We start from the raw sequence: 20,173 nt of genomic DNA, 5'->3' as shown, positions 1-20,173 counted from the left end.
TTCCAGTTTATAAAGATTAAATCAAATTTTAAAAAAAAAATTTTTAATAATTTTAAATTTTTTATTATAAAGTTTCCATTATATCTAACTTCTTTCAAATCATATTTCTTTTTTAGAAAATTATTAATCGATGTATTTCTTATGTAGTTGATGGAATTAATGACTAAAATTTTTTTTTTCATTAATAAGCGAATATTATTTTTTAAGAATTTGTATATTAATTAATAATAAAAATATTCATTTTTTTTTGATATATTTTTGTTAAGTTCTAATTATGAAAGTAATAGATTGCTTTACGTATTTCAATGAAGATGTAGTACTAGACGTTAGATTAAATACTTTAGATGAATTTGTTGATTATTTTGTAATCGTTGAATGTGCATATGAACATCAAGGAACAAAAAAGAAGAAAAATTTTAATATTGATAAATTTAAAAAATTTGAAAATAAAATTATCTATAAATTTATAGATAAAATGCCAGATGATTTTTTAGAATTTCAAAAAAAAAATCATTGGTGGATAGAAAATTATCAAAGAAATTATATTTCTAATTTATTAAAATTTGATAAAGAGGATTTCATAATTATTTCTGATTTAGATGAAATACCCAACCTAAAAAATATTAATTTAGAATTGGTACTTAAAAAATATAAATACATTTTTTTTTCACAAGATTTTTTTTATTACAAATTTAATAATCAAAATTTAACTTTTAAAAAATGGCCTGGATCAAGAGGATGTCAGTTAAAAAACTTAAACTCTCCACAACAACTTAGAAATACAAAATTTCCTAGAAAATATGAAATAATAAAAAGGTATTTAAGTAACAACTATGTAGTAGAAAACGGAGGATGGCATTTTTCATACATATTAAAAACTGATGAAATATTAAAAAAAGTAAAAGGATTTGCCCATAAGGAATATAATAATAGTTTTTTTGCTGATAAAAAAAAGATTGAACAAAAAATTAAAGATAATCAAGATATTTATGACAGAGGATATATCTTTAGAAAATATGAGGATGGTAAATTACCAGATTATATAAGCAAGAATAAAGAAAAATTTAATGAATATTTAATTGAATAAAATTATAAGTAATTAATTTAATATTTAACATATTCTTTTATTTCTCTTATTTTTGAATTTGTATATTTATTAATTTTAAGTTTTATTTCTGCTCTTTCATCATTTAAAAAATGAACATCTCTCGAAAGTTTAATGAATTTTTCTCCAAAATCTTTTTCCTTTTCGCAAAGTCTTTTATTATCCTCAATAATCCATAATTTATTATTAATAGTTTTTAACGATTGAAAAAAATCATTCAATTTTTCATCAGTTTTAACATTTTGATCTAGTTGTGCTTTCAAAATTGAGTGTTCAATACTTATTAATTTTAATTTCTCCGGATCTTTAATTTTTTCTTGTTTTATCTCTAAGATTGAAATTTTATCTAAAAGCTCACCGACAGATACCTCAATTAAAATTTTATTCATTATATGTAATACTATGTTAAGTTATTAAAAATATGTCTAATATTCTAATTATCAAACATGGTTCTCTCGGTGATATAACCCAAGCTAGTGGTGCTATTCAAGATATTTCTGAAAATCATTTAAATGATAATATCTTTCTACTAACTACCAAGCCTTATTTTGAATTATTCAAAAAAAATCCTTATATAAAAGACGTAATTTTAGATAAAAGATTACCCAGATATAATTTGATTTATTTATATTTTTTAATGAAAGAACTTAAAAAATATAAATTCGTTAAAATTTTCGATCTTCAGAATTCTTCAAGAACACAATTTTATAAAAAAATTTTATTTCCAAAAGCAGGTTGTGAAGTTTGGTCAAGTTCTTATACGACTTTACCTGTTGGAAAAGATAAAAATGAATTTGATAAATATTCAGTATTAGAAAGATTTAGTCATCAATTAAAAACTTCAGGCTTAAATATTTCAAATACTTTATTACCGAACTTCGAATGGGCTTCCACAGATATTAATGATATTAAAACTCAATTTGATCTAAGAAAATATATCTTATTATTTCCTTTTTGTTCTCCGCATCTATCAATTAAAAGATGGCCATATTTTAATGAGTTAATAAGGTTGATTCTAGATAAATTTGGAAATGAATATAAGATTATAATTGCACCAGGACCTACAGAAATTAAAGAAGCAAAATCAATTAACGCTATAAATATTCTTAATAATGAAAAAGCATTAGATATTTCTCAATTAACTTCTTTGATAAAAGATAGTTCTTATATAATTGCTAATGATACCGGTCCAGCTCATATAGCTGCTCATGTAGGTGCGAAAGGTTTAACTTTATTTGGTGAACATACCACAGCTGCTAAAGTTAATATTGAAAGAGAACGTTTTAAAGCAATACAGGTTAATGATTTATCAAAATTAAGTGCCAAAAAAGTATTAGAGAAAATAGAAGAAAATTTAAGATAAGATTTTTTTATATTTTTCAATAATTTTTGACCACTCAAATTTCTTAGAATTTAATTTTGCATTTTTACCTAATTCTAAATATTTTTTGTTATTTATCATTAGATTTAATGACGAATAAATGTCGTCTAAACTATTCCCATCACAAATCAATCCAGTTTGATTATGACTTATAGCATCAGATGCACCACCGTCTTTTCCACCAAGAGATGGGACACTATATTGAGCCGCTTCAACATAAGCTATTCCAAATCCCTCAACAGAAGTTTTATGCATTATAGAAGGCATAACAAAAATATCTGATTTGGCTATCAATGAATTTTTTAAATCTGTACTAATATCCTTGAAGAACATAACTTGTGGACCTAAATCAAGTTCTTGTACAAGTCTTTTAATATTATCCTCTTCATCACCATAACCTATACAAATATAAACTATACCGGGGTACAATTGTTTTAAATTTCGTAAAGCCATTATAATCTTTTCATGATTTTTTCTTTTATCAAATCTAGAGACAGTGATTAGTCTTGGTGTTTTAATCTTAAGCAAGCTCTCAACTTTTTCCAATGATTTTTCATTTAATTCTTCGACTGGATTTACACCAGGATTTATAACTATAATCTTTTCTTGGTTTACCCCTTTTGTAATTGCTAAATTTTTAGTATATTCAGAATTGGCAATTACTTTTTCAACACTATTTAATACCTTTATTACCCTTTTATTTAGCAAACTTCCCTTAGAGTGATTTATTTCTTTTCCATGAATTAAACAAAATTTTTTTTTGTCAGTATTAATTAATTCTAAGCTTTTCCAATGATCAGCAATAATCCCCTTAACTTTATTTTCTTTTAAATATTCATTTATTAATTGAGCTTTTCTAATTTTTCTCAAAAATTTTATTCCACCGACCCTATCAATAGAAAAACTTACTTTTTTATCAAATTCTTTGTGATTTTCTTGAAAATCTGCAAAAACTTTAATCAAAAAGTTTTTAGACATCTCAACACTAAGACCCCACATTAAATTTTGCATACCCCCTAATTCTGGGGGAAAAGATCTTGTTACAATTAAATACATTAATTATTTTTCCACTTAATGCTACAGCCAGCACTAGGTGTTTGATTTTCTGGTCCTTTTCCAGTTTGGCCGATTTGTTTCATTGCTTTAAATAGATCACTTTCACCTTCTCTAACTGGTATTAAGTTTTTAAGCTCTCTTAATCTTCCTCTATATTGGAGTTCTAAGTTTTTATTGTATCCAAAAAAATCTGGAGTACATACGGCATCGTAAGTTTTTGCTATCTCTTGAGTTTCATCAATTAGGTATGGAAAACCAAATTGATTTTGTTTCGCAAATTTAATCATATTTTCAAAAGAATCTTCTGGGTAATTTTCAGTATCATTTGCACAAATGGCAACTGAACTAATACCTAAATCTAATAATTTTTTAGAATCTTCCACAATATCTTTTGTAACAGCTTTTACATAAGGGCAATGATTGCAGATAAACATTATTAAAGTTCCATTTTCACCTCTAACATCATCTAGAGAAATTATTTTATTATCAGTTGATTTGAGCTTAAAGTCGTGTGCCTTTTGGCCGAAATCACATATTGGAGTTTGTATTGGCATAATGTAATAATATATAAATTATGTTTTACGATTTAAAAGGTAAAAAACCAAAAAACTCTGGCGAAAATTGGGTGGCTCCTAATGCAACTATAATAGGTGATGTAACTTTAGAAAAGAATTCTAGTATATGGTTTAATGCAACCTTAAGAGGAGATATTGAAAATATTTACATAGGTGAGGGATCAAACGTTCAAGATGGAAGTGTTTTGCATACTGATCCAGGTTATCCATTAAAAATTGGAAAAAATGTAACTGTTGGTCATATGGTTATGCTTCATGGATGTACGATAGGGGACAATAGTTTAATTGGAATTGGTGCTGTTATATTAAATAACGCAAAGATTGGAAAAAATTGCATTATTGGAGCCAAAGCTTTAATTACAGAGAATAAAGAGATACCAGATAATTCATTAGTAATAGGTTCTCCGGGTAAAGTTGTCAGAGATGTTACTGAAGAAGAAAAAAAAGCAGTAGCAGAAAATACTAGACATTATCAAGAAAATTGGAAAAAATACTCTAAATCAATTTTTTAAGATAAATTAATAAAATGAAATTCTTAGTAAGTATTATTTTTATTTTTTTATTTGCTGTAAATGCAAATTCTCATTCAGGGGGTACGAATGCTGGAGGGTGTCACATGAACTACACAACTGGTCAGTATCATTGTCATCAGGCTAAACAAACAGATCCTTTTAAAACATATTATTATATTAAACATCAAGGAAGATCATATGGGCCATACTCAAGTTATAGCTCGTGTATGTCTGCAATAAGAGGATCAGGAGTAATGGGAGCATATTGTAGCACCTCAAAATATTAAATATAATTATCATATGAAACTTTTTACTAGTATATTATTAGCTCTTTTTATTTTTAGTTGCGCACCTTCGGAAAAATCAAAAAATACCATTCCTTATAAATACAGAACTAAAGCTCAAGTAGATGCTGCTTGTAAGGCTCAGATAGAAGAAAACAAAAATAGTAAAGCCCAAGCTGATTCAAATGCTGGTAATTTTTTATTAGGAGTTATGATGGCAATGCAAGAAGACTGGGCTTGTGATCCATATAGATAAAAATTAAGGAACCAACCAATTATTCTTCTTTGTATCTAAATCAAACTTAGCTCTTCGATGTCCTTTAGCTGCAAGATATAGCCATTCAATAGATTTAATTTTACATTTAATAACAGTAAAATTTTTGTAGCCTTCCTCGCTTTGTTCCATAGTATAATCAAAATCTTCTAATTTAGATATCATTCCAGAAGTTGGATGTTGCGATGTAGTACCTGGAGGGCTATCAGTTAAATAACATCTTCTACTTATGTGTTGAGTTTTTTTCCATGACTCTTCAGTTGTGGAATTTTGATTATTTACCTCACATTCTACTTTTACTCTTAATTGTATCTTTTCTTCTTTATCGTAGAAAACTAGAGAGGCATTCTTATTTCTTTTTAGAATATCTACCTTTGGAGATCTTAAATCTGTATGAAATTGTAATAGATTGTTTGCTCTATCTGATTTACGTAAAACAACAATTCTACCATCTACTTCATCTTGATGAGCACAAATAAAAACAGGAATTCTAAACGGTGAACCTCTATTGGTTACCGCATCATCTAGCATAGACCAGTACTTATTCTGAATTTCTTCTAGGTTTTCATAGTATGCTGGCTGCATACATTACTTTCTAAATCTTTTAATTAAGCTTGAAGTATCCCAACGATTTCCACCTAAACCTTGAACTTCTCCATAAAATTTATCTACAAGTTCTGTTACAGGTAATAATGAACCATTATTTTTAGCTTCATCCATTGCAATCTTTAAATCTTTTCTCATCCAGTCAACTGCAAACCCAAAATCAAATTTATCATCAATCATTGTTTTATATCTATTTTCCATTTGCCAAGATTGAGCAGCTCCTTTTGAAATTACTTCAATAACATCTTCCATATTTAACCCAGCTTTCATTCCAAAATTAATTCCTTCTGATAATCCTTGAACTAATCCTGCTATACAAATTTGGTTAACCATCTTTGCTAGTTGTCCACAACCTGCTTTACCAAGTAGTTTCATCTTTTTGCTGTAGCAATCAATTTTATCTTTTGCTTTATCAAAGTCTGCTTGATCTCCACCAATCATTACTGTTAGGGCACCATTTTCTGCACCGGCCTGTCCACCAGATACAGGAGCATCTAATGCACCAAATTCATTTTTCTTTGCATGTTCATAAATTTCTCTAGCAATTGTTGCTGATGCTGTGGTGTTATCAATATAGATTGCACCTTTTTTTATAGTTTTAAATGCACCATTGTCACCAAAAGTAACTTCTCTTAAATCATTATCGTTTCCAACACATGTAAAGACATACTCTGCATCTTTTGCAGCTTCAGCAGGAGTTTCTGCCATTTTACCTTTATATTCTTTAATCCATTTTTCTGCTTTTGATTTTGTTCTATTAAAAACAGTTACATTGTGACCACCTTTTGATATATAACCAGCCATTGGATAACCCATGACACCAAGACCTATGAAAGCAACATTACAACTCATAATTTTTTTATGTTTAACAGTTTAAGTTTAAAAGTAATTATTTTTGGATTTATCTTTACATTTTTTTCTAGTTTTGGACAGAGTTTTTTTTTAGGTTTATTCAATTCTAGCATTAGAGAAACACTTTCAATCACTCATGGACAATTTGGCTCAATCTATGCCTCAGCAACATTATTAAGTAGCTTCCTTTTAATTTGGGTTGGAAAAAAAATTGATGACATCAATATTTTTAGATTTGCTTTTTATGTTTCTTTACTTTTATCTTTTTCTTGTTTTCTCTTTTCAAAGATATCTTCGATAGTTTTTTTATTCATTGCAATTTTTTTGATGAGATTTTCAGGTCAAGGTTTAATGTCACATACAGCAACAACAACTATTACTAGGTATTTTACTAAATCGAGAGGAAAAGCTCTTAGTGCAGGATGGTTCGGGCTTTCGACAGCTGAATTTATTTTACCAGTTTTAATGGTCTATTTGCTTACAATCACGGTTTGGCAAAATATTTGGATATTTATATCTTTATTAACATTACTTTTTTTACCTTTGATTTCTTTCCTTTTAATAAAAAATTTAAATTTTGACTCTAGGGAGCAGAAAAATTTAGATGATTTTGAAAAAAAAGAGATCAAACAATGGAAAAGAATAGAGGTTTTGAAAGATTATAGATTTTATATAATTTGTTTAAATATGTTAGCAATGCCTTGGATTGCTACTGGGGTTTTTGTTTATCAATCTTTTATAACAGAGTCTAAGGAATGGGGCTCATTTGTTATAGCTCAATCATTTATGACATATTCAATATTATCTGTATTGACCTTATTAGGATCGGGTTTTTTAATTGACAAGTTTACTAGTAGAAAATTATTAGTATTTATGAATATACCTTTATTTCTTTCTACATTGGTTTTAATTTATTTTGATAGCTCTATTACTGCATTTTTATTCCTTGGATTGATAGGTGTCTCCAATGGATTAGCCAATGTATTAGGATCGTCAACTTGGGCTGAGATTTATGGAGTTAAGCATATTGGATCTATAAAAGCTTTAACTACGGCACTGATGGTTTTTTCAACTGCATTTGGAACAGCTTTATTTGGCTTTTTAATTGATTATGGATTTTCAATAGAACAAATATCAATTGTCTCTAGCATTTATATTATAGGGTCAATAATCTTGCTTTTCTTAGTTAGAAATAAACTTAATCCTACATATTTTTAGAAATTAAGCTTGATTTTTTAAGGCTGGCTGTATAGATACTCCGCATGGCGAGAGTTACAGTGGAAGATTGTATAGATAAAGTAGATAGTCCTTACGAGTTAGTTTTAGTAGCTAAAGAGAGAGCAACTCAATTAAATTCAGGTATAGAACCTACACTAGATAGAGATAATGATAAGAATACAGTCATTGCTTTAAGAGAAATTGCTGAAAAAAAAATCAAAGTTCCAGATTTAACTGAAAGTGCAGTTTATAAATTAAGAAAACATGTCGAACAAATTGATGATGGATCTGAAGATGATGAAGAAGTAGGTGATGATTTTGAAAGTCTATACAAAGGCGAAATTTCAAAAAGTGGTACTCCAATTCTACCATCTAAAAGAGCTAGAAAAGCACCCGAAAAAATTCAAGTTTCTCAGGAAGATTTAGCTGAACTTTCACAAACTACCAAACCTGATGTCGAAGGATCGGTAGATGAAGAAAACGTTTCTGAAGAGGGCAATGTTTCTTTAGATGAGGTTTCTGAAACAGAAAATCAACAAGAAGCGCAAGAAAATTTAGAAGATAACGACACTTCAAACCAATAACAAAATCATATAAAGTTTAGTTATGAACAGGAAAGTATCAGTCGCTCCTATGATGGATTGTACTGACAGACATGAAAGATATTTTTTAAGATTAATATCTAAAAATACATTTCTCTATACAGAAATGATAGTTGATGAGGCTATTCACAGAGGAGATAAAAAAAAATTATTAGAATTTAATGTAAATGAAAAGCCTGTAGCACTTCAGCTGGGAGGTTCGTCTCCCAAACTTTTATCTGAAGCCTCTAAAATAGGCGAAGATTTTGGATATGACGAAATTAATTTGAATTTAGGTTGTCCAAGTAAAAAAGTTGAAAAAAACAAATTTGGGGCTTGTCTAATAAAAGAACCAAATTTAGTTGCAGATTGTTTAACAAAAATGCAATCTTCAACAAAACTTCCAGTCACTATCAAAACAAGAATAGGATATGATGATGTTGAAGATTATGAAACTTTTCATAAATTTATTTCAACTATAAAAAGTACAGGTGTCAAAACTTTTATCATTCATGCCAGAAAGGCCATGCTAGGCAAATTTACTCCTAAACAAAATTTGAATATTCCTCCACTAAAGTATGACTATGTTTATAAACTTAAAGAAGATTTTCCAAATGAGGAAATTATTATTAATGGCGGTATAAGTTCAATTAACGAAATAAAATCTCATTTAAAAAAAACTAATGGGGTTATGATCGGAAGAGCAGCCTATCATACACCGTATCTGCTAGCTGATATTGAAAGAGAAATATTTAAAAATGATAATGTCCCGAGTAGACAAGATGTAATTGAAAAACTTATTCCCTACATAAAAGATGAAATTAAAAAAGGAACTAGATTGAACCAAATAATGAGACATACACTGGGACTTTTTCATGGACAAAGTGGTGCAAGTTATTGGAAAAGATACTTAAGTGAAAATATGTGTGTAAGAGATGCTGATGTAAAAAAGATTGATCACATAATGGATAAAATTAAATACAATAATGTTGATATAAGAGTAGGGCAGTCTGCTTAGTTCAATTTTAGCAAATGAATATAGTTATGTAGTTTTATTGATGGTGCTTACTGCTATTCCAGTTGGTTTTGTTGCAGGTTTATTTGGAATTGGAGGAGGTTTAATAACAGTTCCATTTTTATATTATATATTTGGATCTTTAGGAATAGATCCACAATATATTATGCATTTAGCAGTGGGTACATCATTTGCAATAATCATACCAACCTCTACTGTATCAGTTTTAACACATAATAAATTTAAAGCAGTAGATTTTGATGTTGTTAAAAAATATGGATTTTTTGTCGTGTTAGGAGTAATTGTTGGAACTATTTTTGCAGCATCTTTAAAAACAAAATCTTTAGTTTTATTTTTTTCAATAGTGATTTTATTTTTGGGAACATACTTGCTTTTAATTAAAGAAAAAGAAAAGAATATAATTATAGATATGAAATTATATCTTAGAATTTTATTAGGATTTATTGTTGGGTTTATATCTGCTCCTATGGGAATAGGTGGTGCTATTATGAATGTTCCCATTCTTAAATTTTTTGGTTATTCAATTAATAAAGCCATAGGAAGCGCTGCTGCTATAGGTTTTTTTATTGCGGTATTTGGTGCAATTGGGTTTTTGGTTTCAGGAAGTTACTTAAAATCCAACCTTCCATTAAGCATAGGATTTTTGAATATACCAGCATTTTTAATATTTATTCCAATTACAACCTTTATGGCAAGAATAGGAGCTAGAACCGTTCATAAAATTGATAAAAATAAAATTACAAAATTTTTTGGCATTTTTTTACTTGCGATTGCTATCAAGTTTTTGTTTGAGTATTTTAAATTGTAATCGAAGGGGTCGGGGTGGTTTCAGTCTCCCTCTACCACCCTTAAATAAAAAATTAATTGATTCTTAATGAAAATGTAATCGCGAAAAAGTTGAAAAATAAAGTTATTAATTAAGGTAAAGGCTCAGGTTCCATTACACTTGAAATTTCAACAAGATTCACTTTATAAGTTAAAAGAATTTTGGGGTCTTCATCTACAAAAGGAATATCAGGTAATATTGGGTTTTTTGAAAATTTTTTAAATTTATCTGATTGATATAATGAATTTTGTAATCCTAAATTGTTAATAATTTTGCCAGAACTATAAGACAGTGAAGCTTGATAAACGCTTCCTGTTTTTACACCAGTATAAACAGGACCAAAAAAAGCAGTATTTGGTATTGAGCAATTTGAAATTAAAAAAAAACAAAATAAATAAAAAAAATTTTTAATCATGAAATTACAAAAGCTAATATCTGATTCTTTGCTTATTAATCCTAAAAAAAAATTTAAGTTAAAATAAAATTACACGTAGAGATTGTATTGATCGATTATACTACTCAATTAATAAGATTTTTTTGCTAATCAAATATCAAAACCCCAATTTAAACTTTTCAAAGATTTTTAAATTACTTTAAAAATGTTAACTTAAATTATGAGTCCAAAAAAATCACAAAAACAAAAAAATGTGATTTTAGAAAATATCAAATCTTTAGTTCCGAAAGCCCCAAAAAATTTAGATATAAATCCTTTTGGTTTAATAGAAAATACAAAAAAAAAAGTAGAAAAATATTTTATTGACTTAAAAAAAAGAAAAGAAAAAGAGAAAATTAGATTAGAAAAGAAAAGAAAAAATGATGAAAAAAAAGAATTATTAAATGAAAAAAAACAAGCTCAAAAAGAAAGATTAGATAAAATTAAAGAGGAAAAAAAACAAATATTCCTCCAACAAAAATTATTAGCTGATAATGAAAAACAAGTAAGAAAAAATGAGGAAAGGCAAAGAAAAATAGAATTAAGGAGAATTAAAATAGAACAGCAAAAAATTAAAGATGAAGAAGCCAAAAAAATTAGAGAAGATGCTAGAAGATTAAAAGATGAAGAATTACGAATGAGAATGCTGGAAAGACAAAGAATTAGAGAGGAAAAAATTAGAATTAAAGAAGAAGATATAAAGAATAAAGCAATACAAGCTCAAAAGTTAAGAGATGAAAAAGAAAAAGAAAGACAAGAAAAGAATAGGCTAAATGAAATTGAGAGACAAAATAGATTAGATGAAGAACAAAAATTAAGAGAGGCAGCTAGAAAATTGCAATATGAAGAAGAAAAACTGAGAGAAACTGAGAATAGACTTAAACAATTGGAAATAGAAAGACAACAAGAGATTGAGCGACAATTACTCAAAGAGCAAGCTGATCAAAGAGCCAAAGAGGAGGAATTAAGAATCAAGGAGGAGAAAATTAAATCCCAAGAGCGAGAACGCTTAATGAAGGAAAAAGAACTTAGAGAACAAGAGGAAGAATTAAGAAAAGAAGAGGAGAAAAGAAGAAGAATAGAAGAGGAGAATGAATTAAAGATAAAACGTCAAGCCGAAGAAGAAAAGAGGATTGTCGAGGAAAATAGACGAATTAAAGAATGGGAAGAAAAATTTGATCAGGAACAAAAAAAGAAAGAGGAAGAATTAATTAGAAAATTTTATAGTAATCAATCTCAAATTCACAATAAAGATACAAATAATGACGTGCAAGGAGAAGAAGTTAAATTAAGTGAAAATGAAGGAGAAAAAGAAAATAATTAAATTTTTTGGTCGTATTCTCCTATTTGATTGGTACTTTGAAGCAATTTATCTATAAATTTAAAAATTTCTATTTTTCTGTTATTTGAAGTCGGACTTTCAGTAACAATTACTAAAGATGGTTTATTTGAAGACGCTCTAATTAAACCCCACGAACCATCTTCAAAAGAGAATCGAATTCCATTGACTGTTAAAATTTCTTTTATTTCCTGATTATCTATCTTTATTCTATCATTTTTAATTTTTTCTATTTGTTTTACTAAGCTGTCAACAACTTTGTATTTTTCTTTATCTTTACAATATGGAGCCATTGTTGGTGACTGAAAAGTTTTTGGAAGTTCTTTAATTATTTCACTCATTTTTTTATTTTGATTATCTAATAGGTGACAAACTTGTATTGCAGAGTTAATTCCATCGTCATAACCATGTCCTAGGGGTGGATTGAAAAAAAAATGACCACTTTTTTCAAACCCAGCTAAAGCTTTTTCATGATTTACTTTTCTTTTAATATGAGAATGTCCAGTTTTCCAATAAATAGTCTCACATTTATTTTTTTTTAAGATTTCATCATTTTTAAATAAACCAGTTGATTTTACATCCACTACAAATTTTGAATTTTGATGGTTTTTTGATAAATTTCTAGCAATTATTAAACCAATCTTATCAGAAAATATTTCATTTCCATTGTTATCAATTACACCAACTCTATCTCCGTCACCATCGAAACCAAAGCCAATATCAGCATTGTTTTTTTTAACTACTTTAGCTATTTCATGAAGCATTTCCAAATCCTCAGGATTAGGATTATATTTTGGAAAATTCCAATTTAGTTCACAATCTAATTCAACCACATCACAACCGATGCCTCTTAAAATATCAGGGGCAAATATTCCTGCTGTACCATTCCCACAACCTACAACTGCTTTGATTTTTTTTTTAATTTTATTTTTTTGAATTAAATCACCCTTATAAATTTTATCAAAATTCTTTATATTTTTTTCTTTTCCTTTACCTTTTAAAAAATTTTGATCTAATGTAATTTGTTTTAATTCTTCCATTTCATCAGGAGCATGGGTTAAACCTTTTTGAATACCCATTTTTACTCCAGTCCAACCATTTTCATTATGACTTGCTGTAACCATGGCTACTGCATCGGCATCTAATTTGAATTGTGCAAAATAAACCATAGGTGATAAAGATAAACCTATGTCTTCAACAAAACATCCTGTTGAAATTAAACCATTTTTAAGTGCAGTTTTTATTTCTACACTATAAGACCTATAATCATGACCAACTATAACTTTAGGATTTTCTTTTTTGGTATGTTTTATAATCTGGGTTCCTAGACCTTTACCCAAATTTTTGATTCCCTCATTATTGATATCTTTGTTGTAAATCCATCGTGCGTCATATTCTCTAAAGCCTAGGGGATCAATTTTTATTGATAGAGTCATGCTGTTAATTACTTACCTTTTTTTCAATTTTATAGTTGAATTATTTTTATAGTGTTCTATAAATGTTCTATTGATTTACTAGTTATATAGTATATTAATAATAAGCGCATACAACATATAGTTGTTTTCGCACTTACAACAAAATATAATAACAAAAAATGAATAAAATACTATCTCAGGCCTTAAAGAAAGCTGTCTCTGAATATAGCCCTGAAGTAAAAGAAGTCTCCAAATCTAATAGACCTGATTTATTTTCATTAAATAATGAAACTGAACTTTTTCAAAATGACAAAGGTATTATTATCAAAATTGATCGATCGAAAGACGCAAATTTAACTGACTTTGGAAAAGCAACTTTAAAAGACAGATATCTTGGTCATAACGAATCTTTTCAGGATCTATTTGCAAGAGTAGCTAGCACTTATGCAGATGATAATTTACATGCTCAAAGAATATATAATTATATAAGCAATCTTTGGTTCATGCCTGCAACACCTGTTTTATCTAATGGTGGAACAAAAAGAGGCTTGCCTATTTCTTGTTTTTTAAATGAAGCTACAGATAGTCTTGGTGGAATACTGGATCTTTGGAGTGAAAACGTTTGGTTAGCAGCGAAGGGTGGAGGAATTGGAAGTTATTGGGGAAATCTAAGATCTATTGGTGAAAAAATTGGTAGAGTAGGCAAAACTTCTGGAATTATTCCTTTCATTAAAGTTATGGACTCTTTAACAATGGCAATTAGCCAAGGTTCTTTAAGAAGAGGTTCCGCTGCTTGTTACCTTCCAATTGATCATCCAGAGATTGAAGAATTTATTGAAATGAGAAGACCAACAGGTGGTGATCCAAATAGAAAAGCTTTAAATTTACATCACGGAGTTTTAGTTTCAGATGCATTTATGCGTGCTGTTGAAACTGATGAACAATGGGCTTTAAAAAGTCCTGTAGACGGATCTGTTCAACAAACTATATCTGCAAGAAACTTATGGATTAGATTGTTAACAGCTAGAATTGAAACTGGTGAACCATATATAATTTATATTGATACTGTAAATAGACAAATTCCTCAGCATCATAAGTTAGCAAATTTAACTGTTAAAACTTCTAATCTATGTAGCGAAATAACATTACCCACGGGTATAGATAAAGACGGTAGAGATAGAACTGCAGTTTGTTGTTTGTCTTCTTTAAATATTGAAAAATATGATGAGTGGAAAGATGATCCTAATATGATTAATGACGTAATGAGGTTCCTTGATAATGTTTTATCTGATTTTATAAATAAGGCACCTGATCAATTTAAAGACGCTAAATATTCGGCCGAAAGAGAAAGAAGTGTAGGTTTAGGCGTAATGGGTTTTCATTCTTTTCTACAAAAAAATAGAATTCCATTAGAGTCCGTAATGGCAAAAGCTTGGAATAAAAAAATTTTTAAAAATATTCACGAAAAAGTTAATCAAGCTTCAAAAGATTTAGCAGAGGAAAGAGGCGCATGTCCGGATGCAGCTGAATACGGTTATAAGGAAAGATTTTCAAATAAAACTGCAATAGCTCCAACGGCTTCTATTTCTATTATTTGTGGTGGAGCTTCACCAGGAGTTGAACCTATAGCAGCTAATAGTTATACCCACAAAACTTTGTCTGGATCATTTAATGTTAGAAATAGATATTTAGAGGAAATTTTAGAAAGTCATGGTAAAAACGATGATGAAACTTGGTCTACAATCACCACTAATCAAGGCTCGGTATCACATTTAGATTTTTTAACAGATTTAGAGAAAGATGTTTTCAAAACTGCTTTTGAGTTGAATCAACATTGGATTATTGATTTAAGTGGAGACAGAACTCCATTTATATCACAAGCTCAATCAGTAAATTTATTCTTACCAGCAGATGTACACAAAAAAGAATTACATAAAATTCATTTTGATGCTTGGAAAAAGGGTCTTAAAAGCCTTTATTACTGTAGGTCAAAATCAATTCAAAGAGCTGAAAATATTAATGATGCAAAATCAACTGATATTACAGCGAATGTATACAAGTCTAAAAATCAACAATCAAATGAACAAGAATACGAGGAATGTCTATCATGTCAGTAGCAGAAAAAATCAAATTAGAGAAAAAAGAAATAACTAAACCAAAAAAAATGGGATTGTTAACTGAGAATCCTGTTTATAAACCATTTAGATATCCATGGTGTTATGATGCATGGTTAACTCAACAAAGAATTCACTGGTTGCCAGAGGAAGTTCCACTTGGTGATGATGTTAGAGACTGGCAAAAGAACTTGTCTCAACCTGAAAAAAATTTATTAACACAAATTTTCAGATTTTTTACTCAAGCAGACGTTGAAGTTAATAACTGCTATTTAAGACATTACACAACTGTATTTAAGCCTACTGAAGTTCTAATGATGATGACAGCTTTTGCTGCAATGGAAACAGTTCATGTAGCTGCTTACTCTCATTTATTAGACACTATAGGAATGCCAGAGTCGGAGTATTCAGCTTTTATGAAATATAAAGAAATGAAAGATAAATATGATTATATGCAAGGTTTTAATGTAAATTCTAAAGAAGATATTGCAAAAACAGTTGCAGTGTTTAGCGCCTTTACAGAAGGATTACAATTATTTGCAAGCTTTGCTATTCTTTTAAATTTTCCTCGACACAATAAAATGAAAGGTATGGGTCAAATAGTTACTTGGTCTGTTCGAGACGAAACTCTTCATTGCAATTCAATGATAAGAATTTTTAAGGAGTTTATAAAAGAAAATCCAGAAATTTGGACTCCAAAATTAAAAAAAGAACTTTATGAGGCTTGTAGAACAATAGTGGAGCATGAAGATGCTTTCATAGATCTGGCTTTTGAAATGGGTCCTATGGAAGGTTTAACTGCTCAAGAAGTTAAAGATTATATCAGATTTATTGCTAATAGAAGATTAGATCAACTAGGATTAGAACCAATTTATAAAGTTGAAAAAAATCCACTAGGTTGGTTAGATACTATGTTGAATGCTGTTGAGCATATGAATTTCTTTGAAGGTAGAGCAACAGAGTATTCTAAAGCATCAACTCAAGGAACTTGGGCAGAAGCTTTTAGTTAATTATCTTTGGTTTAGTTGAACAACTTTTCTATGCTGGTTACCTTTGTAGCTGGCTAAAGGTCTAATTAATTTATTTGCTGCGTGTTGTTCCATTATATGAGCTGACCAACCTGTAATTCTCGACATAACAAAAATCGGAGTAAAAAAATCAGTATCAAAACCCATTAAATGATAAGTTGGTCCAGTAGGGTAGTCAACGTTTGGATGGATATTTTTTCTATCTATCATAACTTTTTCTACAATGTCATAAATTTTTTCAAATTTTTTATCTTTTTTAATTTTAGCAACTTTTGCAAAATATTTTCTCATAGTTGGAACCCTAGAGTCTCCAGATTTATAAACTCTATGACCAAAACCCATCACAACTTCTTTTTTATCTAGTGCGTTATTTATCCAATTAAGGGCATTTTTAGGACTTTTTATTTTATTCATCATATGCATTACCTCTTCATTTGCACCTCCATGAAGTGGACCTTTTAAGCTAGCAATTGCTCCTGTAATGGCACCATGAATATCAGATAAACTACTTGTGATAGTTCTTGCTGTAAAAGTTGAAACGTTAAAACTGTGCTCAGCGTATAAAATTAAAGACACATCAAAAGCTTTAACTATTTCTTTTTGAGGCACTTTACCAAAACACATGTAGAAAAAATTTTCAGAAATATTAAGATTTTTTTTAGGTTTAATAATTTTTTTCCCTTTTCTTAGTCTGTAGAAAGCAGCTAAAGCAGTCGGTGTTTTCGCCAAAATCCTTATAGCTTTTCTCATATTAGCTTCAGGAGAAGAGTCAGTTGTTTCTTTATCTTCTAAACCCATAATACTTACAGCTGTTCTGGCAACATCCATTGGGTGTGATTTTTTCGGCATTCTTTTGATTATTGAGTAAAGATCTTTAGATAAATCTCTATTATTCTTTTCTTCTTTTTCAAATTTTCTCAATTCAATAGTGTTTGGTAAATCTTTGTTTAAAATTAAATACGCAACCTCTTCAAATCTGCAGTATTCACACAAGTCTTGAGCAGCATAACCTCTATAGGTTAGAGAGTTAATCTCAGGCATCACTTTGGAAACTTCAGTTTCATCAACTACTATACCAAGCAATCCTTTTTTAACTTCATCACTCATTATTCATGACCTTCAGTACTAAAATTATAAATTTTTTCATCTAAACTATTATATTTTTCATAATCAACAAGTTCATATAATCGTTTTCTTGTCTGCATTTTATCAATAATATTATTTTGATGTCCATTTACATAAATGTCTCTTAATCCATCTTCAACATTTTTCATTGCTAATCTTTGGGTTGTAACTGGATAAATTACTATATTATATCCCAATTTCTCTAATTCTTTATAATTAAATAGTTTAGATTTACCAAATTCAGTCATGTTAGCTAAAAGATAACATGATAATTCTTTTCTAACTTTTTCAAAATCTTTTTCATTTTCTAAAGCTTCAGGGAAAATAATTTCAGCACCTGCATCAACATAAGCTTTGCATCTATCAATCATTTTATCTATACCTTCGACGCTTTTGGCATCAGATCTTGCAATAATTTTAAAATTTTCATCTTTTTTTGTTTTTACACACTCATTTATTTTTTTAACCATTTCATCAGTTGAGATTAATTTTTTATTATCTAAGTGCCCACATCTTTTTCTCTCAATTTGATCTTCAAGGTGTACTGCAGACACCCCAAATTCTTCAAAAGTTTCAATCGTCTCTTTACAAGATTTAAATCCTGTATCTATATCAACAATCGTTGGAAGGTTTGTTACTCTTGAAATTAAATAAGATCTTGTACTCACATCTTGCAAAGTTGTTAAACCAATATCAGGAAATCCAAGATCATTCGCCATTACTCCTCCTGAAACATAAACAGCATCGTAACCAATCTCTTCTATTAATTTAGCTGTTAAAGGATTATATGCACCTGGAACTCTTAAGATTTTATTAGACTTTAATTTTTTTACAAAATCTTCTCTCTTTTGATTTGGTTCTTTTTCTACAAAATGCATTAAAAAATCCCTATTTTTAAATTTCTCTTAATTTTACTTTTTTTAACATCTATATTTAGATTATAAAGCTGTCCAGGCTTTAACTTTTTTAAATTTTGAACTGTTTTTAGAAATCTATTACTTTCTTTTTTATCAATTATACTATGAGTTAAAGTTAAAAATTTATTTATATAATTTTGTCTTTTGAATGGCCTTGAACCATAAGGATGAGCATCAGCTTTATCTTGCTGCTCAGCTATTTTTTTACCACTTTTAAGTGTAATTATTACTTTTGCACCAAATGATTTTTTTTTTGGATCTGGGTTATGATATTTTTTTGTCCATTTTTTATCTTCGTGAGTTTTAATCGATTTCCAAATTTTAATAGTACTTTTTCTTCTAGCCCTAGCCTTTGTATAAGATTTGATGTGATGCCAGTCACCATCCTCTAATGCCACAGCAAAAATATACATAATTGAATGATCTAAGGTTTCTCTACTTGCATTTGGGTCCATTTTTTGAGGATCATTTGCGCCAGTTCCTATTACATAATGAGTATGATGACTTGTATAAATATCTATTTTCTTAATTTGATTTAGATTTTTTATTTTTTTTTTAAGTTTTTTAGCTAAATCAATTAAAGCTTGAGATTGGTATTCAGCAGAATACTCTTTAGTATAGGTTTCTAGTATAGCTTTTTTACTCTCTCCTTTTTTTGGGAGAGGAACTTTGTACACAGCTTTCTTTCCATCTAGAATTCTTGCAATTACACTATCCTCACCTTCATAAATCGGGCTAGGAGCACCTTCACCACGCATAACTCTATCAACAGCTTCAATTGCAAGCTTTCCAGCATGAGCAGGAGCATAAGCTTTCCAGCTTGAGATGTCACCTTTTCTTGATTGTCTAGTTGAGATAGTTGTGTGTAATGATTGTTGAATTGCTTGATAAATTGTTTCTGTGTTTAGTTTAAGCATTGCACCTAGACCTGCGGCAACACTTGGGCCAAGATGAGCTATATGGTCAATTTTATGTTTATGTAAACAAATCCCCTTTACTAAATTTACTTGAACTTCATACGCAGTAATAATTCCTCTTAAAAGATCTAAACCACTTTTTTTATTTTGTTGAGCTACACTTATTAGAGGAGGTATATTGTCCCCTGGATGACTATAATCTGCTGCTAAAAAAGTATCATGAAAATCAAGCTCTCTTACAGCTGTACCATTTGACCAAGCTGCCCATTCACAATCAAATTTAAATTTTTTATTTAAACCAAATAATGTTGCACCATTTTTTCTAGAATGCTTAATAGCCATTTCTCTTGAAGAAATTACTGGTTTTCTATTAAGAGATGCAATTGCAACAGATGCATTATCTATAATTCTATTAATCACCATTTCAATAGCATCTTTATTCAATTTAGAGTTGTCACTTGCAATTTCTGCAATCTTCCATGCAAGTTGTTTTTTTTTGGGAAGATTTGTTTTAGATGGATAAACTTTTACATTATGTATTATCAAAAAAACTCCTAATTAACGCAATTGTTTTTAATA

General features: G+C 28.9%; 23 protein-coding genes. 12 read left to right on the top strand and 11 right to left on the bottom strand.

Features of this window, described 5'->3' with window-relative positions; translation table 11 throughout:
• Nucleotides 1–182 (bottom strand): hypothetical protein (locus tag AMN70_RS05700; protein ID WP_143323392.1); only part of this gene is annotated, 182 nt, incomplete at its 3' end.
• Nucleotides 183–274: 92 nt separating this feature from the next.
• Here AMN70_RS05700 and AMN70_RS00410 point away from each other — a divergent pair.
• Complete coding sequence (locus AMN70_RS00410) at nt 275–1,087, top strand: glycosyltransferase family 17 protein (RefSeq protein WP_075500975.1); 813 nt, start codon at nt 275–277, stop codon at nt 1,085–1,087.
• A gap of 17 nt (nt 1,088–1,104) precedes the next feature.
• Here AMN70_RS00410 and AMN70_RS00405 read toward each other — a convergent pair whose 3' ends face one another.
• The gene (locus AMN70_RS00405; RefSeq protein ID WP_075500974.1) at nt 1,105–1,494 is read right to left on the bottom strand and encodes a DUF6165 family protein; all 390 of its coding nucleotides are present in this window, start codon (nt 1,492–1,494) and stop codon (nt 1,105–1,107) included.
• Nucleotides 1,495–1,526: 32 nt separating this feature from the next.
• Between AMN70_RS00405 and AMN70_RS00400 the strand changes: the two genes are divergently transcribed.
• Nucleotides 1,527–2,468: a glycosyltransferase family 9 protein gene (locus AMN70_RS00400; protein WP_075500972.1), complete on the top strand. Its 942-nt coding sequence runs from the start codon at nt 1,527–1,529 to the stop codon at nt 2,466–2,468.
• Here the strand turns inward: AMN70_RS00400 and AMN70_RS00395 are convergent.
• Both AMN70_RS00395 and AMN70_RS00390 read right to left on the bottom strand, forming a co-directional pair.
• Nucleotides 2,460–3,542 carry a glycosyltransferase family 4 protein gene (locus AMN70_RS00395; protein ID WP_075500970.1) on the bottom strand — a complete coding sequence of 361 codons (1,083 nt, stop codon included), beginning with the start codon at nt 3,540–3,542 and terminating at the stop codon, nt 2,460–2,462. The genes AMN70_RS00400 and AMN70_RS00395 overlap by 9 nt on opposite strands.
• Nucleotides 3,542–4,096, bottom strand: a complete 555-nt coding sequence (locus AMN70_RS00390; RefSeq protein ID WP_075500968.1) for a thioredoxin family protein — start codon at nt 4,094–4,096, stop codon at nt 3,542–3,544. Before AMN70_RS00390 ends, AMN70_RS00395 begins: the two co-directional genes overlap by 1 nt.
• Before the next feature lie 20 nt (nt 4,097–4,116).
• On the opposite strand from AMN70_RS00390, the gene AMN70_RS00385 reads away from it, so the two are divergent.
• From AMN70_RS00385 to AMN70_RS00375, 3 genes are read left to right on the top strand one after another with little or no spacing between them, the layout of a single operon-like run.
• Nucleotides 4,117–4,629: a gamma carbonic anhydrase family protein gene (locus tag AMN70_RS00385; RefSeq protein ID WP_075500967.1), complete on the top strand. Its 513-nt coding sequence runs from the start codon at nt 4,117–4,119 to the stop codon at nt 4,627–4,629.
• A gap of 14 nt (nt 4,630–4,643) precedes the next feature.
• The gene (locus AMN70_RS00380) at nt 4,644–4,916 is read left to right on the top strand and encodes a YHYH domain-containing protein (protein WP_075500965.1); all 273 of its coding nucleotides are present in this window, start codon (nt 4,644–4,646) and stop codon (nt 4,914–4,916) included.
• Nucleotides 4,917–4,929: 13 nt separating this feature from the next.
• On the top strand, nt 4,930–5,169 hold the full coding sequence (locus tag AMN70_RS00375) for a hypothetical protein (protein ID WP_075500964.1): 240 nt from the start codon (nt 4,930–4,932) through the stop codon (nt 5,167–5,169).
• A gap of 3 nt (nt 5,170–5,172) precedes the next feature.
• Here AMN70_RS00375 and AMN70_RS00370 read toward each other — a convergent pair whose 3' ends face one another.
• The gene (locus AMN70_RS00370; protein ID WP_075500962.1) at nt 5,173–5,772 is read right to left on the bottom strand and encodes a PNPOx family protein; all 600 of its coding nucleotides are present in this window, start codon (nt 5,770–5,772) and stop codon (nt 5,173–5,175) included.
• 3 nt (nt 5,773–5,775) lie between these two features.
• Complete coding sequence (locus AMN70_RS00365) at nt 5,776–6,645, bottom strand: NAD(P)-dependent oxidoreductase (protein WP_075500960.1); 870 nt, start codon at nt 6,643–6,645, stop codon at nt 5,776–5,778.
• A 9-nt stretch (nt 6,646–6,654) separates the two neighbouring features.
• On the opposite strand from AMN70_RS00365, the gene AMN70_RS00360 reads away from it, so the two are divergent.
• Genes AMN70_RS00360 through AMN70_RS00345 form a run of 4 tightly spaced genes read left to right on the top strand, consistent with a single transcriptional unit; the run spans nt 6,655 to nt 10,288 of the window.
• A complete protein-coding gene (locus tag AMN70_RS00360; protein ID WP_075500958.1) occupies nt 6,655–7,863 on the top strand; it encodes an MFS transporter in 1,209 nt (402 codons plus the stop codon).
• 44 nt (nt 7,864–7,907) lie between these two features.
• Nucleotides 7,908–8,447, top strand: a complete 540-nt coding sequence (rpoZ, locus tag AMN70_RS05755; protein ID WP_075500956.1) for a DNA-directed RNA polymerase subunit omega — start codon at nt 7,908–7,910, stop codon at nt 8,445–8,447.
• Between the two features lie 22 nt (nt 8,448–8,469).
• A complete protein-coding gene (gene dusA / locus AMN70_RS00350) occupies nt 8,470–9,462 on the top strand; it encodes a tRNA dihydrouridine(20/20a) synthase DusA (protein WP_075500955.1) in 993 nt (330 codons plus the stop codon).
• Nucleotides 9,463–9,502: 40 nt separating this feature from the next.
• On the top strand, nt 9,503–10,288 hold the full coding sequence (locus AMN70_RS00345; protein ID WP_075500953.1) for a sulfite exporter TauE/SafE family protein: 786 nt from the start codon (nt 9,503–9,505) through the stop codon (nt 10,286–10,288).
• Between the two features lie 109 nt (nt 10,289–10,397).
• Here the strand turns inward: AMN70_RS00345 and AMN70_RS00340 are convergent, their stop codons facing one another.
• The gene (locus AMN70_RS00340) at nt 10,398–10,721 is read right to left on the bottom strand and encodes a hypothetical protein (RefSeq protein WP_075500951.1); all 324 of its coding nucleotides are present in this window, start codon (nt 10,719–10,721) and stop codon (nt 10,398–10,400) included.
• Nucleotides 10,722–10,920: 199 nt separating this feature from the next.
• Here AMN70_RS00340 and AMN70_RS00335 point away from each other — a divergent pair, with 199 nt between their 5' ends.
• A complete protein-coding gene (locus tag AMN70_RS00335; protein WP_075500949.1) occupies nt 10,921–12,063 on the top strand; it encodes a coiled-coil domain-containing protein in 1,143 nt (380 codons plus the stop codon).
• On the opposite strand, the gene AMN70_RS00330 is transcribed toward AMN70_RS00335, so the two are convergent.
• Complete coding sequence (locus AMN70_RS00330; protein WP_075500947.1) at nt 12,060–13,514, bottom strand: phosphomannomutase/phosphoglucomutase; 1,455 nt, start codon at nt 13,512–13,514, stop codon at nt 12,060–12,062. The two genes, AMN70_RS00335 and AMN70_RS00330, sit on opposite strands and share 4 nt — an antisense overlap.
• A 158-nt stretch (nt 13,515–13,672) precedes the next feature.
• On the opposite strand from AMN70_RS00330, the gene AMN70_RS00325 reads away from it, so the two are divergent.
• Together AMN70_RS00325 and AMN70_RS00320 are read left to right on the top strand one after the other, a co-directional pair.
• Nucleotides 13,673–15,610 (top strand): ribonucleoside-diphosphate reductase subunit alpha, encoded by a 1,938-nt coding sequence (locus tag AMN70_RS00325; protein ID WP_075500945.1) that lies wholly within the window; start codon nt 13,673–13,675, stop codon nt 15,608–15,610.
• A complete protein-coding gene (locus AMN70_RS00320) occupies nt 15,601–16,617 on the top strand; it encodes a ribonucleotide-diphosphate reductase subunit beta (protein ID WP_102133130.1) in 1,017 nt (338 codons plus the stop codon). Before AMN70_RS00325 ends, AMN70_RS00320 begins: the two co-directional genes overlap by 10 nt.
• Here AMN70_RS00320 and AMN70_RS00315 read toward each other — a convergent pair whose 3' ends face one another.
• Genes AMN70_RS00315 through AMN70_RS00305 form a run of 3 tightly spaced genes read right to left on the bottom strand, consistent with a single transcriptional unit; the run spans nt 16,618 to nt 20,140 of the window.
• A complete protein-coding gene (locus AMN70_RS00315; RefSeq protein WP_075500942.1) occupies nt 16,618–17,742 on the bottom strand; it encodes a bifunctional 2-methylcitrate synthase/citrate synthase in 1,125 nt (374 codons plus the stop codon). It lies immediately after the preceding gene.
• A complete protein-coding gene (prpB, locus tag AMN70_RS00310) occupies nt 17,742–18,638 on the bottom strand; it encodes a methylisocitrate lyase (RefSeq protein WP_075500940.1) in 897 nt (298 codons plus the stop codon). Before prpB ends, AMN70_RS00315 begins: the two co-directional genes overlap by 1 nt.
• Complete coding sequence (locus AMN70_RS00305) at nt 18,638–20,140, bottom strand: MmgE/PrpD family protein (RefSeq protein ID WP_075500938.1); 1,503 nt, start codon at nt 20,138–20,140, stop codon at nt 18,638–18,640. The genes prpB and AMN70_RS00305 overlap by 1 nt, the downstream gene beginning before the upstream one ends.
• Nucleotides 20,141–20,173: the final 33 nt, after the last annotated feature.

The organism is Candidatus Pelagibacter communis (assembly GCF_001179925.1).
Lineage (GTDB): Bacteria > Pseudomonadota > Alphaproteobacteria > Pelagibacterales > Pelagibacteraceae > Pelagibacter > Pelagibacter ubique_E.
The sequence above is the reverse complement of the archived record's forward strand: the minus strand, read 5'-3'. Positions and strand labels throughout refer to the sequence as shown.

Bases quoted from the DNA above. Each gene is read 5' to 3' on its own strand.
- AMN70_RS00410 (WP_075500975.1), top strand. From the start codon at position 275: ATGAAAGTAATAGATTGCTTTACGTATTTCAATGAAGATGTAGTACTA.
- AMN70_RS00315 (WP_075500942.1), bottom strand. From the start codon at position 17,742: ATGAGTGATGAAGTTAAAAAAGGATTGCTTGGTATAGTAGTTGATGAA.
- AMN70_RS00385 (WP_075500967.1), top strand. From the start codon at position 4,117: ATGTTTTACGATTTAAAAGGTAAAAAACCAAAAAACTCTGGCGAAAAT.
- AMN70_RS00395 (WP_075500970.1), bottom strand. From the start codon at position 3,542: ATGTATTTAATTGTAACAAGATCTTTTCCCCCAGAATTAGGGGGTATG.
- AMN70_RS00370 (WP_075500962.1), bottom strand. From the start codon at position 5,772: ATGCAGCCAGCATACTATGAAAACCTAGAAGAAATTCAGAATAAGTAC.
- AMN70_RS00360 (WP_075500958.1), top strand. From the start codon at position 6,655: ATGTTTAACAGTTTAAGTTTAAAAGTAATTATTTTTGGATTTATCTTT.
- AMN70_RS00335 (WP_075500949.1), top strand. From the start codon at position 10,921: ATGAGTCCAAAAAAATCACAAAAACAAAAAAATGTGATTTTAGAAAAT.
- AMN70_RS00400 (WP_075500972.1), top strand. From the start codon at position 1,527: ATGTCTAATATTCTAATTATCAAACATGGTTCTCTCGGTGATATAACC.
- AMN70_RS00320 (WP_102133130.1), top strand. From the start codon at position 15,601: ATGTCAGTAGCAGAAAAAATCAAATTAGAGAAAAAAGAAATAACTAAA.
- AMN70_RS00365 (WP_075500960.1), bottom strand. From the start codon at position 6,645: ATGAGTTGTAATGTTGCTTTCATAGGTCTTGGTGTCATGGGTTATCCA.
- AMN70_RS00330 (WP_075500947.1), bottom strand. From the start codon at position 13,514: ATGACTCTATCAATAAAAATTGATCCCCTAGGCTTTAGAGAATATGAC.
- AMN70_RS00380 (WP_075500965.1), top strand. From the start codon at position 4,644: ATGAAATTCTTAGTAAGTATTATTTTTATTTTTTTATTTGCTGTAAAT.
- AMN70_RS00325 (WP_075500945.1), top strand. From the start codon at position 13,673: ATGAATAAAATACTATCTCAGGCCTTAAAGAAAGCTGTCTCTGAATAT.
- AMN70_RS00375 (WP_075500964.1), top strand. From the start codon at position 4,930: ATGAAACTTTTTACTAGTATATTATTAGCTCTTTTTATTTTTAGTTGC.
- rpoZ (WP_075500956.1), top strand. From the start codon at position 7,908: ATGGCGAGAGTTACAGTGGAAGATTGTATAGATAAAGTAGATAGTCCT.
- dusA (WP_075500955.1), top strand. From the start codon at position 8,470: ATGAACAGGAAAGTATCAGTCGCTCCTATGATGGATTGTACTGACAGA.
- AMN70_RS00340 (WP_075500951.1), bottom strand. From the start codon at position 10,721: ATGATTAAAAATTTTTTTTATTTATTTTGTTTTTTTTTAATTTCAAAT.
- prpB (WP_075500940.1), bottom strand. From the start codon at position 18,638: ATGCATTTTGTAGAAAAAGAACCAAATCAAAAGAGAGAAGATTTTGTA.
- AMN70_RS00405 (WP_075500974.1), bottom strand. From the start codon at position 1,494: ATGAATAAAATTTTAATTGAGGTATCTGTCGGTGAGCTTTTAGATAAA.
- AMN70_RS00345 (WP_075500953.1), top strand. From the start codon at position 9,503: ATGGTGCTTACTGCTATTCCAGTTGGTTTTGTTGCAGGTTTATTTGGA.
- AMN70_RS00390 (WP_075500968.1), bottom strand. From the start codon at position 4,096: ATGCCAATACAAACTCCAATATGTGATTTCGGCCAAAAGGCACACGAC.